Origin of the sequence: Enhydrobacter sp., from assembly GCF_030246845.1 — a bacterium.
Taxonomy (GTDB): domain Bacteria; phylum Pseudomonadota; class Alphaproteobacteria; order Reyranellales; family Reyranellaceae; genus Reyranella.
Genome location: NZ_CP126889.1, coordinates 3877777 through 3890514, shown reverse-complemented (window position 1 = coordinate 3890514; position 12738 = coordinate 3877777). Strand labels below are relative to the sequence as shown.

Genomic DNA, 12738 nt, shown 5'->3' with positions numbered 1-12738 from the left:
AGGCCGCCTAGCGTCTTGTTAAGAGTTGATGAGAGTGTAGGGGTCCACTTAGGTCGGATGGACACTTGCGATGACAGCAGGATCGGAGTCGGAGGACGGCAAGGCTTATCGTCGCCGATGGGCCGAGGAAGAGCGTGGGCGGATCGTGGCAGAGAGCTTCGAGCATCGGGCATCTGTGTCGGTCGTTGCCAGACGCCACAACCTCAATACGAACCTGCTGTTCACATGGTGCCGTCGGTACGGGGCTAATGTGAGGGCATCGGACGATCGGGCGGCATTTGTACCGGAGGTCATAACGAACGACGCGTCGGCCCAAGCTTCGGCACCGACAGTAGCTGTGCCGATGGCAGGCCGAATGGAGAACGAGCTGCCCGGCGGCTGTCGATTGATCGCTGGCCGTGACGTGGACCCGGTGGTGCTGAGCCGCGTGATCAGGGCATTGCTGCATCGATGATCCCGCTGCCGGAAAGCTTAGCTCCTCGGTCGGACCGAACAACTTCTGTGGGACCTCTCCGATCAGCTCACCTCCGAGGATGGTCTGCTCTAGATCCACCATGTCGACGACGTCCACACAATGGCCTTCACCGACTTCGGCATCGAAAACCTGCAGGAGATCATCAACGACCAGATCGATCGGCCTCGCTGAACATCGTCAAGCCAATACGCTGCGGCCTTCCGCGTAGTACGAAACTGCGCTGCCGCTTGGCGTTCGACCAGCTCTACGATTGGCACGTTTTGCAAAGCTTCTGATCATTGGCCGGGTGCAAAAAAAGACAGGTGCCGGGAAACGAGCCAGCCCGTGCCAATCGTGCGCCGTGTTATCGCGTCCCGACTGCGTTCTCTTACCGCCCCAAGAGGACATCCCTCAACACCACCGCATCGTTATGAAGTTCGTCACGCGCGCCAAATACGAGCGTGACCGGCCCTTTGTGTGCCGCAGCTCGCAGCTCTGCAAGCTGGTCAGCATGATTGCGGATCTCGGTCGCGTAGCGGCGGCGAAACTCCTGCCAGCGTGCAGGATCGTGTCCGAACCACTTTCGCAGCGCCGTACTGGGAGCAATGTCCTTGATCCACCGATCGATGGCTGCATCCGACTTTTTCACCCCTCGCGGCCACAGACGATCGATCAGTATCCGCGTACCGTCCCCTGTCGAAGGCGGGTTATACGCTCGCTTCAGCTTAATATCACGTGCCGCAATTCTTTGTTGCATCTGGTTACCTCCGATCAGGAGTTACCTCCGATCAGGAATGGTCACTCCTTGACCCATCTGATGTCATTGCATGCAAGAAACAGCTCCTTATCTGCTACGTCGTCCCCGACCACCGGATCGTAAAGCGACCTGTTTTCGACCGCCCGGCGATCGACATCGAGATGTACCGCTCGCCCTGGCCAATCAATTTTTCGAACCAGGCGCGGTGGAAGCAACACCCTGCAAGCGGGGCCCCAGTTCCTTGTGTCGACTTTGATGAATCGTACACTCCAATCGACGTCGTAGATGAGAAGGTCATCAATGTGACCGATTAGCCCATCGGTTGCGTGAACGCGATGCCCAACGACGGCGTCTATGCTGCGGAGATGCGGATCATTAGGTTTGGCCATGGAAAGGACGGGGTAGCCGGTATGCGGCGCGGGCGTCGCACGATGGGGTGGCGAGTGGACCTCTACCTGCCGCGACACGGGCAGGTCGTCTTCGACATGAGGGCTATCCCGAATCTGTTGGACTGTTAAGTTTACCGCAAACTGGTGTCGAGCGGGATCGGGATATCGCCAAACGGCAACAGGCAAAAGCACATCATGGTTAGGAAACCAATCGCCTGTTTTGACGACAAGCCAACGCATCTTCCAATTCGTGTCATCAAAGAGCAGATCTGTAATCATGCCGACCTTGCCGTCGATTCCTGAGACGACGCAACCCCACATCAGTGACGCCGCCCACAGCATTCGCCCCTCCTTTGTGTTCGTGCTCGATCCTCGTCCCACAGTTGATGCTTTTGGCAGCACCGCTTTCGATAAGGTGAGCCCATCAATCACGGCGTTGAACCCTGTGACGATAGTGACCACTGCCCTAATCGATTCTCCAGCGGTCCGTCAGAAGAGAAGTGTGTAGCGGTTCAAAGGCCTTTTCGATCTCTTGAAACCAGATCGCCGCGGACCTCTGAAAAAGTTCGTAATTGCAGGCGAGAAGGCCATGAGGCGTGTCACATTCTGCTAGCATCTTGATGTAGTCCGCCTGAACCTGAAGGCGATTGGCGGTCCGACTCAACGCTTCTTTACAAATGCCCGCGTAAAACTTTGCGGGCGCATCCGTGAACGGTCGTATCCAATCTGGATTAACGCTAATTCTCGGAAGAGATATCGGTGCAGATCTTGGGGTGGCAGTCGGAATGTCACTTACCATCAAAGAACCTCTCGCTCTCGGTAGCGTGTAGCACCTCCGGCTCCCACTCAAAGGCCAGATCGCGCCGGCACTGCCGCTACCATAGTCAGCGATGCACCGAATTCGGCAGACTCGGAAACTACTGAGATCCGACAGCAGCGACGCTCCCAGACTGGGTTGACTCGTACGATCTGTCTCGCAACCTGTACTTCTTGATGTTCGCCGGATGAGATTACGCGCCCAACCGATTGCCGACGTAGCTCTGAGATTACTGGCATAGCCCGCCCTGGGGCTTGCTCCTGGATCCAGTCATCAGCTGTTCGCGCTTCGACCTGAGCTGATCAGGTGCGCACCCTCAGGTGGCCGACAAGACGCGATCTCGGGAAGAGCTAGGTGCTGGCCTGGAAGCTCGCTGCGATGGCGTCAATTCAACTGCTTCATGTAGGACCGCGTGTCCTACCTACATAGCGGGTCTGCGGTTCTTGATTTTGGCGGGTAGCGCCACCATCTCCCCTTTCAAGATGATTGTGCTGAGCCAAATACTCAAGCCAAGACAGCTCAAAGCAGGATTTTAGCCCGGGCGCGTCCGAAGACTTAGCCTCGCGTCCGGGGTAGCCACATTCTCCAATCCACTGCCACCATTGGCGTACTGTAGCATCAGGACGATGCTTGACTGCGGCCCGAGCGGCGTCTGGCAGTCTCGATCTGAGAGGTTAACTGTGGAGGTTACAGAGCTGCTTCTAGAAGAGGACATTGTGTTTCGTCTCCCTGCCGGGGGAAAGAAATCGGCTTTATCAAAAATAGCTGCTCGGCTTGCGAAGCGGGCCGACATGGATGAGGCGCATATCCGTGCCGGTCTTCTTGATCGCGAGCGATCGAGCTCAACCGCTTTAGGGAATGGTGTAGCTGTTCCCCATGCGATACTGGACGATTTGGTACATCCGGTCGCTTCGTTTGCTCTACTGAAGGAAGCCGTCGATTTTGATGCACCCGACAACACACCGGTGGACCTCCTGCTCACCCTAGTTTGGCCACGGGCTGCGGTTCGGGAATTCCTGCCGACCCTTGCGAGTGCCTGCCGACTGCTCCGTCGCCGAGTACTGCGTGACATGTTGCGGCAGGCGCGTACGCCAACGGAGATGTTCGCAATCCTACGGTTCAGACTAGAAACGGTTGAATCTGAGATAGGGTATCACCCTGAGGGAATTGGCACGTCTCGTCCTTCAGGTGAGATTTAGGCGGCGCTCGTGATCACCCGATCGTCTTAGAGCGAGCGCGCCTCACGATGACGATGGCTGCGCTTCTGATCGATCGGCTGCTCGCTCGCGAGCAGACCGAACTCGGCGCAACAGAAGCCAAATTGGAGCAACTCGTCGATTGCGCGCTGGAGATCTTTTGAACGACGGGGAGCTCCGACGGCGCTTCTAGAGCGTGGTTCTTTTGATTGATGGGCATTTCCTGGACGCCCTATCTTGACTACTTAAGTAACGGGTATTGGCAAAATGCGAGCTACTTTGAAACACGATGCTGCAGGCGCCTTTCGCGCCGGCATTGCGCGGGAGCAATGTGCCCGGCGGCGCTTCGTCATAGATTGGCGGCTGGCCAAGATCTCTCCGGCGAGGTGGCAGCAAGGAGACCGTTATGAACGTCATCGGAAAACGTGAGCCGCCGGCTTCCCGCCCAAGTATGTCGCAGACTGCCTGGACGGACTTCATCCAGAGACAGAAGGACCGCCATTTGGTAGTCCTCGAGGTACCCAGAGCCATTTCGCAAGACCCGGTTGCCCTTGTCGATCTCCTAATCAAGAACACGGCACCGGAAGCCGGCTACGCACTTAGTACGGAGATCGTGGTCGACGGGATGCGAGTGTTCTGTGCCTTTGCCAATCCGACCGATGTCGACAATCTGGTGCAGGCCATAAATGCGCAGGAAAACAATATCCATTCCGGTTGGGCCAGCGAATATCACTGTCGGTTGGACGAAACCTCCGCCAACGCCATCAGTGCTACTCCTCTCAGGCAATGATCCATAAGACGCCCTAAGCCATCGACTGCCGCGACGCTAATCCGACAGCGCGCTCACTCGCGGCCTTGCTCCCGCCAGTTACACCACCACTAGGGACACGACTGTTGTTGCCAACAACAACATGATCATCCAGTTTTCAGGTGAGGTCCTCTTGCCGAAGCCCGTTCCAGTCTCAACACCTGTTTCGCAACCAGGCGATTCGCCTTCAACTTAAAGCGTTCTTTGCGATCGACAAGCGAATGGGCGAAGCCATGCTCCGCCGATCGAGGAAACTACCTGGAGCTGTCTAGGTATTTTCCGAGCCTGCTCAAGCAATCCATCCACCAGTATCCTCTCAAGTCTATTTGGCAGGAGAACCAAAGATGGGCTGTTTTGACTATCAAGGCGAGCGAGTACGGTTGCTATCGGCAGAGACGGGGATGATCGGGGAGCGGCCCTCTCGCGATCGACGTCGCGCACATTTCCGACAGTATGTGGGTCGCGCGGCGGTGGAGCGGAACGCTGGGCAAGAGCGGCCAGTTTATCGGCCCTCGCGGATTGCAGAGAGTGAATCGCCCTGATCTGAATCAACGTCTCCAACTTTTGCGAGGCATTCATTGCTGCGCATTTCGACGAAGGAAAAACGACAGTGGGAGGGGTAAGAAGAAATGCTCAACGTCCAAATCTTCCTCAAACAGACTGTAGCAATCCTTGGCAGCACCCTCAGGCAGGAAATGGATCCTGATGACCGCCGGGTAATCCGGCGCCTGCTTCGACAGCAGGAACGGCAACTTGCCGATCTTGAACGTTGCTTATCGGCACCACGACTGCAAACTCTGTCCGACGCTCGACGCCTTGACGATATCGAAGGGTCTGTCACCGGGCATCGCTTAATCTTGCGCGGAGGGGCACGCGCTCGCAACCTGTCTTGATCCGAAGTCACTCGATCACCTTCTCTGGCGCTGTGCTGGGGATGACACCGGCTCGAGTGGCGGCTGTGTTCACCGCATTACCGTGGAGATGTCGCCATGGCGGTCGGGCGCCCCGGCAAGCATCGTGAAGCTTCGTGGTCGATCGACGATGTCCCGTACCACGCGCTGTCATCCGACCCAGTGGGCGTCGACCGGCGGCTCTTTTATCTCGTCGCTTCCGCATCCTTCATCGAGATCACGTCGAGACTCTACACGCGCAACCTGGCCGACTACTTCCGTGACGACAGCGAGGTCGTCGAGTGGCTGGAGCGGGAGTGGGAGAGCGAGGAGCTGCGGCACGGCGCGGCGTTGAAGCGCTACGTCCAGACGGCGTGGCCCGGCTTCGATTGGGAGGCGGCCTATCGGACGTTTCTCGACCAGTACACGCCGCTTTGCACGGTCGAACAGCTCGCCGGCACGCGCGCCCTCGAGATGGCGGCGCGCTGCGTCGTGGAGACCGGCACCGCCGCGTTCTACCGCACGGTGTCGGAGTTGAGCGAGGAACCGGTGCTGAGCGGGCTGGCGGCGCGCATCAGCGCCGACGAGGTACGTCACTACAAGCATTTTTACCGCTATTTCCTGCGTTACCGGGCTCTCGAACGGCCGGGCCGCGCGGCCGTGTTGCGCACACTCTGGGACCGGCTCGCGGCCGTCGACTCAGAGGACGCCTTCTGCGCCTTCAAGGCCGTGTTCCTCGCCTGCAATCCCGACTGCGTGTTCCAGCGTAGTGACTACGATTCCTGGCGCGACGATGTCCTGCAGCTCGTGAAACGCCACCTGCCCCACCAAATGGCGGTCAAAATGCTTTTGAAGCCGCTCGGCCTGCCGCCATGGGTCGGGCGCACCGCAGCGCCGGTCGTTGCCTCGGCAACGCGCCGCTTCCTGGTGCGATAGCGGCGGAGGTCGAAGGGCCCGCACGGCGTCGCCTTCAAGCGGCAGGTTGCCCACGAGTCATCGGCGGCGAGACGGTGCACTGGCTGTCGAAGCGACGCAACATCTCGCGTCAGCTGATCCACATCTGGGTCGGCGCGCATGAGGCCCGCGGGTAGCATCGCCGACGTTCGTGCCGGGGTTATTGCCAGGAGTCAGAATGAGTCGCCAGACTGGCTTGATGATCTACATTGCTTCGACCTGGGTACTGCCGGTAATCATCGCAATCACGTTCCACGAAGCAGCGCACGGGTTTGTTGCCTATCGATGCGGAGACGACACGGCTTGGCGCCTGGGCCGCGTTGATTTCAACCCCTTCAGGCACATCGATCCATTTGGCACAATTATTCTGCCTGGCGTTCTCCTGCTTGCGCGTGCGCCGTTTCTCTTCGGTTACGCCAAGCCCGTTCCGGTCAATTTCAATGCGTTGCGCAATCCCCGTCGCGACATGGTGTGGGTGGCCGTGGCAGGGCCGGCGACCAACCTTTTGCTGGCGACGACGGCTGGCCTCATGGCGCACCTCGTCGCCTTTCTGCCGGCTGGTGTGGATCGATGGTATCTACAGAATCTTCAGAACGGGATCGACATTAACGTTGTCCTCGCGGTCTTCAATATGATCCCTTTGCCACCGCTCGATGGTGGCCGCGTTGCTGTCGGCTTGCTGCCGAGAGTGCTGGCCTTACTGCTCGCGCGACTGGAGCGCTATGGCATGCCCATCATCATCGGTCTGCTGTTCATCTTGCCGATGCTCGGTTCCCGACTGGGTACCGACCTGGATGTGCTCGCGTGGCTGATTTCAGGGCCGGCCAACGCCATTGTCGGAGCCATCATCCGTCTTACGGGAAACGCGTGAACGGAGGCGGCCGCGCGCCCTGTCGGCGGCGAATTGGACGCTTGCTCTGCGTGCCTGTGCGATCGCTTACGTAAGCGTCCACTCCTTGCACACGGGTCATGTGGAGGGCATCCAGATCCAGGGGAGGAGGTCGTCGAGCGCGGCTGGCGCGATGGCCGTTGGTCAAGCGCTGCAGAACTTCCTTGAGGTAGGCGTAGGGTTCGCGGTCGTTGAACTTGGCGGTTGTGATCATCGAACAGACGCTGGCCCAGCGGTCGGCGCCATCACCGGAACCGGCGAACAGATGATTCTTTGCCCCAGGGCGTTTTGCGGAGGGGGCGCTGAGCGCGAAAAGCAGACCAACTCATTTCCGTCGCCGTTGCTCATACGACGCAGTACCCCTAGCCTACCTTTCGACACGGTCATCGAAGGTGAACGCATGCGGTATCTAGCGCTAGTCACAGATTATGACGGCACGCTTGCGACGGATGGGCTGGTATCTAGCGTCACCGCCGCGGCCATCGATAGATTGCGCACATCGGGCCGACACGCAATCATGGCAACTGGCAGAAGGCTCAATGATCTCCTTGCGGTTTGCCCACTCGTCGACTTGTTTAGCTACGTCATAGCCGAAAACGGAGCACTCCTCTACGAACCGAAAACACAAGAAACGACCCTGCTGTCGGAACCTCTGCCCGACCGGTTTCTCAGGGCAGTAAAAGACGCAAATATTGCTCCAATTGAAATCGGCAGCGTCATTGTGGCCACGCACGTGCCCAATCAGGAAAAGATACTCGGAATCATCCAAGAGCTTGGCTTGGAGCTCAAAATCACCTTTAACAGAGGGTCGGTGATGATTCTTCCAACCGGAATAAACAAGGCATTCGGGACGAAACACGCACTTCGTAAGCTAGGCATGTCTCCACATGAGATCGTTGCTGTAGGCGACTCCGAAAACGATCACTCACTCCTCAATCTTTCCGAATGTCCCGTGGCGGTTGCGAACGCGCTTGATGCGATCAAGGAGGTCGCTGCATTTATAACGAAGTCACCCGCTGGAGAAGGTGTCACAGAACTGATTGACGAACTTATCGTTAACGATCTCAAGCAGATCGACGCCCGGCTCATCCACCGTCATATCGTGCTTGGCACGCGGCTCGATCGGACGGTCGTCCGGGTCCCGCCTTACGGGCCTAACATTCTTGTGGCTGGATCTTCAGGAAGCGGAAAATCGACACTGGCGGCCGGGTTTATTGAACGTCTTATTGAAAAATCCTACCAAGTCTGCATCGTGGACCCAGAGGGTGACTACGTAACGGTCCCAAGTCTTGTGACAATTGGAGATCAAGGGCGGCCTCCGAGCATCAGCGAAGCTCTTGGAGTCCTCCAAGATCCCGATGTGAATGTGAATGTGAATCTTCTGGGTGTTCCGCTGCTTGACCGTCCTCATTTTTTTACCGAGCTTTTCCTGAATCTGCAGGCAATGCGTGCTCGTATCGGCCGGCCGCATTGGCTTGTTCTTGATGAAGCCCACCATCTGCTTCCTGCGACATGGGGACATGCGCGTCACTCTCTCCCTCAGAAGCTCGGGGAAACTCTCCTCATCACTGTCCATCCTAGTCACGTCGCACCCGCGATCTTATCTATGGTCGACGTCGCAATTGCGGTTGGACCATCTCCTCTCAAAACTTTGCAAGATTTCGGGACCGCATTGGGGAAGCTGCCTTTTTCCCTTCTGCCCGATCAACTGACGAATTCCGAAGGAGACGTTACTTGCTGGTTGGTCCAGAGCGGACAGGATCCGTTCCCGATGCACGTCACTCACGGCAAAGCGGACCGCATCCGCCATTTCCGAAAATATGCGGTAGGTGATCTGAAGTGGCATAGCTTTTGGTTTCGTGGCCCTAACGAGAAGCACAATCTCAGTGCGCCCAACCTCAGCTTGTTTTGTCACATCGGAAGAGGGATCGATGAAGAGACGTGGCTCTTCCACCTCCGCCGAGGCGACTATTCGCGCTGGATCCGAGACAGCGTCAGGGACAAGGACCTCGCTGAAATCGTGCGGCAAATTGAGGAGCGTAGCCACGATCCACAAGATAGCCGTAGTCGCATTTGTGATGCGATCGAAGCAAAGTATAGTCTAAATCCATAGCTGTATCAGAAGGTACTGGATGGCAAACCGTTGTAGATGACTGGCTCGCCGAACTGCGAAGCGATCTCGGCACAAAATTAAGGTGATTATCGCAGCCCCCATGCTGCGAGCAGCTTAAGTTAACATCTTAGACACCGCCGTTGCTACGCGCGCGCTGTTAAGAAGGTACGCTATTAGACAATTGTTTGCCGCGATCGCCCGTGAGCTGCTCACCTGAAACTCTCACGTAGTAGGGTTGAGTCCGTTCGAGGAGAACGGACATGAAGCGCAAGCAGTTGAGCGACGAGCAGATAATCGAGATCCTGCGGCTGCGCCAGGCCGGCGCGAAGCCGGCGGACCTCTACCGACAGCACGGGATCAGCGAAGCGACGCTGTACAATGGCGGTCGCGCGGTTTGGCGGAATGCAGGTGCCAAATGCCAAACGCCTGTGATGCCTAAAGGAGGAGAACCGCAAGCTGAAGTTGCTGGCCGAGGTCCCCTGGAGAAGGATATCGCCTCGGGAAAGTTCTGCGGCCTGCAGTGCGGCGCCGCGCGGTGGACCTCGCGAGACGGGCCACGGATCGAGCCAGCGCCGGGCCTGCAGGCTGATCAGGATGGACGTGAGCAGCTACCGGTACCAATCGCCGCGGCTCGACAACGGGCCTTTGCGTGAGCGGCTGCGTGCTCTGGCTCGATCCGTCGGCGGCGGTTCAGCTACCCGCGCGTGGTGCGGGTGCTGGAGCGGGAAGGCCCGAAGGTGAACCTCAAGAAGGTCTGTCGGGTCTACCGGGAGGAAGGCCCGGCGTGAATCGTCGACGTAGGCGACGGCGGACCATTGGGCGGGTGCTTCGATTGTCGTGCCGCGCGCGCTAACCAGCGCCGGTTACGCGACTTGGTCAGCGACAGGCTCCCAAATGGGCGCCGGTTCCGGCTCTTGAACGTGCTCGAGACTTCAACAGCGAATGCCTAGCGGCGTTGCCGGACTTCTCGCTGTCGGGCCTGCAGGGTGATCTGCGAGCTGAAGGTCATCACCGTAGTGCGAGGCAGGTCGGCGATGATCGTCTCCGACAACAGCACCGAGCTGACCAGCAATGCGTGCTGCGCTGGACCGACGCGCGCAAGATCGAATGGCACTACATCGCGGCCGGCAAGCCGATGCAAAATGCCTGCCTTGAGAGCTTCAATGGCAGGCTACGCGACGCTGCGCTCGATCGCGTCGCGCCCTGTCCCGTTGCCACATCCAGCGAGAGAGCAAAAGCGGAACAGATTCGATCAGCCGACGTGAGACGGGAAGCAGGTCACAGCGGACTCGCTGTCGGCGCAAGAACGTGCCAACGTTGAACGGTGGAAACGTCATCTGATCCGGCCGAGCTAACTGGTAGCGAGATGAGGAGATAAGCGATGGCCGATGCGCGCTCTGCTGATCTCATCTTATCGAATCTCGAAAGACTACTGCCGGATCTCGAGGCGCTCTACAAGGATGTCCATTCCCATCCGGAGTTGTCGATGCAAGAGATGCGGACTGCATCCTTGGCGGCAGACCGCCTTCGAACTTCGAGCTATGAGGTGGCGACAGGCATCGGCAAGACAGGCGTCGTCGGATTGCTGCGTAATGGCAATGGACCGACGGTCATGCTGCGTGCCGATATGGATGCACTGCCCGTCGAGGAAGCGACCGGCCTTACCTACGCAAGCACAGTCAAGACAACCGATCGAGACGGAGAGTCTGTGCCGGTCGGCCACATGTGCGGCCACGACATGCATGTGGCTTGGCTAGTGGGCGCCGCCAGCTTGTTTTCGCTAACGCGAGACGCCTGGCATGGAACCTTGATGGTGGTCTTCCAGCCGGGGGAAGAAACGGCACAAGGCGCCCAGGCGATGATCGACGACGGCTTGTTCAAGCGCTTCCCGAAGCCGGCCGTGGTTCTCGGCCAACACGTCATGCTCGGGCCAGCGGGGACGATCGCCGGAAGCGCAGGCCCCATCACCTCGGCAGCAGACAGTTTGCAAATTCGCCTGTTTGGACGTGGAGCCCATGGCTCGATGCCGCAAGCCAGCGTCGATCCCGTGGTCATGGCGGCGGCCACAGTATTGCGACTCCAAACCGTTATTTCCCGTGAGGTTGCCGCCACCGAGGCGGCCGTGCTTACCGTCGGCGTCCTGCAGGCGGGCACCAAAGAGAACGTCATCCCGGACGAAGCCATCATCAAACTGAACGTCAGAACATTCGACGAAGGTGTGCGCCAGCGCGTGCTCACGGCGATCGAACGCATCGTCAAGGCTGAGGCTGCTGCGTCAGGCGCGCCTCGACCTCCGGAGATCACGCCGCTGGACCGCTATCCCCTCAACGTCAACGACAAATCAGCGAGCGAGCGCATTGCCGCCGCGTTTCGTACATACTTTCCGGCCGATCGCGTCCGGCACACTGGGCCGGCACCGGCCAGTGAAGATTTCGGGTGTTTCGGTAGCGAGTGGCACGTTCCTTCTGTTTTCTGGTTTGTCGGCGGCACCGATCCCACCACCTATGCGAAGGCCAAGGAAGCGGGTCGCATAAACGAATTGCCGGTCAATCACAGCCCGCAGTTCGCACCCGTCATTCATCCGACGCTGCGCACCGGTATCGAGACCCTGGTGGTCGGCTCTCTCGCCTGGCTCTCGCCATAAGACCATGGCACGGGGCTAGAGATGATCAGCCTGAATGCGCTTCTGTCGGCATTCGATCTGGGGGGTACTTTCGTATTCGCGATCAGCGGTGCGAGCGCCGGGGTCAATCGGCGACTCGATCTTTTCGGTGTCCTCGTTCTGTCGTTCGTTGCGGGAAATTTTGGTGGCATCACCCGCGATTTGTTGATCGGAGCGGTTCCACCAGCGGCGATCGCTGATTGGCGATATTTGGCTGTGTCGCTGCTCGCTGGCGCAATCACCTTCTTCTGGTATTCCGGCATCAACAAGCTAAGCAATCCCGTCCTGATATTCGACGCTGCGGGCCTGGCATTCTTTGCCGTTGCCGGCGCACAAAAGGCGGTTGCCTTCGGGCTCAATCCGATCATGTCCGCCTTGCTCGGCATGCTCACCGGGATCGGCGGCGGCATGATGCGCGATGTGCTCTTGGCCGAGATCCCGGTCGTCCTGCGCGCCGACCTTTATGCTGTCGCGGCACTCGTAGGTGCATCCGTTGTCGTGATTGGCGCCGTGCTACGTCTGCCATCGGAAGCTTCGGCCGTAGTAGGTGCTGTTCTATGCTTTGGCCTTCGTTATATGGCCATCCAGCACGGCTGGCGGCTTCCAATTGCAGACGACCGCCATCAATCGGCTGCGGAGACCGAGGAAACAGCGCCCTCCAAAGATCGCGCCTCCTGTCCAAACGGCAAGCAGTGAGATCGGATTGTCCATGATTCAGGCACTCCCGGCGGATCTAGCTTTCGGCGGTACGGTGCGCTGGCCAACCGATCTGAATCTCTCGGTAGAACCGTCAGTTGCTCTCGCAAGGT

The 12738-nt window shown here is 58.6% G+C and carries 14 protein-coding genes; 10 read left to right on the top strand and 4 right to left on the bottom strand.

Going from position 1 to position 12738, the window contains the following annotated elements; genetic code table 11:
• The first annotated feature begins 70 nt into the window (after positions 1 to 70).
• Positions 71 to 454 (top strand): transposase, encoded by a 384-nt coding sequence (locus OJF58_RS19435; RefSeq protein ID WP_300779407.1) that lies wholly within the window; start codon positions 71 to 73, stop codon positions 452 to 454.
• Positions 455 to 842: 388 nt separating this feature from the next.
• Here OJF58_RS19435 and OJF58_RS19430 read toward each other — a convergent pair whose 3' ends face one another.
• Together OJF58_RS19430 and OJF58_RS19425 are read right to left on the bottom strand one after the other, a co-directional pair.
• A complete protein-coding gene (locus OJF58_RS19430; protein WP_300779406.1) occupies positions 843 to 1211 on the bottom strand; it encodes a DUF488 domain-containing protein in 369 nt (122 codons plus the stop codon).
• A 41-nt stretch (positions 1212 to 1252) separates the two neighbouring features.
• Positions 1253 to 1942: a PRC-barrel domain-containing protein gene (locus OJF58_RS19425; RefSeq protein ID WP_300779405.1), complete on the bottom strand. Its 690-nt coding sequence runs from the start codon at positions 1940 to 1942 to the stop codon at positions 1253 to 1255.
• 1101 nt (positions 1943 to 3043) lie between these two features.
• Between OJF58_RS19425 and OJF58_RS27200 the strand changes: the two genes are divergently transcribed.
• Both OJF58_RS27200 and OJF58_RS19420 read left to right on the top strand, forming a co-directional pair.
• Entirely contained in the window at positions 3044 to 3616 is a 573-nt protein-coding gene (locus OJF58_RS27200) for a PTS sugar transporter subunit IIA (RefSeq protein WP_366526789.1), read from the top strand.
• A gap of 403 nt (positions 3617 to 4019) precedes the next feature.
• Positions 4020 to 4403 (top strand): hypothetical protein, encoded by a 384-nt coding sequence (locus OJF58_RS19420; protein ID WP_300779404.1) that lies wholly within the window; start codon positions 4020 to 4022, stop codon positions 4401 to 4403.
• Between the two features lie 593 nt (positions 4404 to 4996).
• Here the strand turns inward: OJF58_RS19420 and OJF58_RS19415 are convergent.
• Entirely contained in the window at positions 4997 to 5173 is a 177-nt protein-coding gene (locus OJF58_RS19415; protein WP_300779403.1) for a hypothetical protein, read from the bottom strand.
• Between the two features lie 237 nt (positions 5174 to 5410).
• Here OJF58_RS19415 and OJF58_RS19410 point away from each other — a divergent pair, with 237 nt between their 5' ends.
• Positions 5411 to 6247, top strand: coding sequence for a ferritin-like domain-containing protein (locus tag OJF58_RS19410; protein ID WP_300779402.1), 837 nt, complete (start codon positions 5411 to 5413; stop codon positions 6245 to 6247).
• Positions 6248 to 6443: 196 nt separating this feature from the next.
• On the top strand, positions 6444 to 7136 hold the full coding sequence (locus OJF58_RS19405) for a site-2 protease family protein (RefSeq protein WP_300779401.1): 693 nt from the start codon (positions 6444 to 6446) through the stop codon (positions 7134 to 7136).
• Here OJF58_RS19405 and OJF58_RS19400 read toward each other — a convergent pair.
• Positions 7120 to 7368, bottom strand: a complete 249-nt coding sequence (locus OJF58_RS19400; RefSeq protein WP_300779400.1) for a transposase domain-containing protein — start codon at positions 7366 to 7368, stop codon at positions 7120 to 7122. The genes OJF58_RS19405 and OJF58_RS19400 overlap by 17 nt on opposite strands.
• Between OJF58_RS19400 and OJF58_RS19395 the strand changes: the two genes are divergently transcribed.
• The 5 genes from OJF58_RS19395 to OJF58_RS19380 all read left to right on the top strand — a co-directional run bounded on the left by OJF58_RS19395 (position 7288) and on the right by OJF58_RS19380 (position 12625).
• Positions 7288 to 9267: an HAD-IIB family hydrolase gene (locus OJF58_RS19395; RefSeq protein WP_300779399.1), complete on the top strand. Its 1980-nt coding sequence runs from the start codon at positions 7288 to 7290 to the stop codon at positions 9265 to 9267. The genes OJF58_RS19400 and OJF58_RS19395 overlap by 81 nt on opposite strands.
• Before the next feature lie 260 nt (positions 9268 to 9527).
• Positions 9528 to 9920, top strand: coding sequence for a transposase (locus OJF58_RS19390; RefSeq protein ID WP_300779398.1), 393 nt, complete (start codon positions 9528 to 9530; stop codon positions 9918 to 9920).
• Between the two features lie 422 nt (positions 9921 to 10342).
• Entirely contained in the window at positions 10343 to 10588 is a 246-nt protein-coding gene (locus tag OJF58_RS27195) for an integrase core domain-containing protein (RefSeq protein ID WP_366526788.1), read from the top strand.
• Between the two features lie 60 nt (positions 10589 to 10648).
• Positions 10649 to 11911 (top strand): M20 family metallopeptidase, encoded by a 1263-nt coding sequence (locus OJF58_RS19385; protein ID WP_300779397.1) that lies wholly within the window; start codon positions 10649 to 10651, stop codon positions 11909 to 11911.
• Positions 11912 to 11932: 21 nt separating this feature from the next.
• Entirely contained in the window at positions 11933 to 12625 is a 693-nt protein-coding gene (locus OJF58_RS19380) for a trimeric intracellular cation channel family protein (RefSeq protein WP_300779396.1), read from the top strand.
• Positions 12626 to 12738 lie beyond the last annotated feature (113 nt).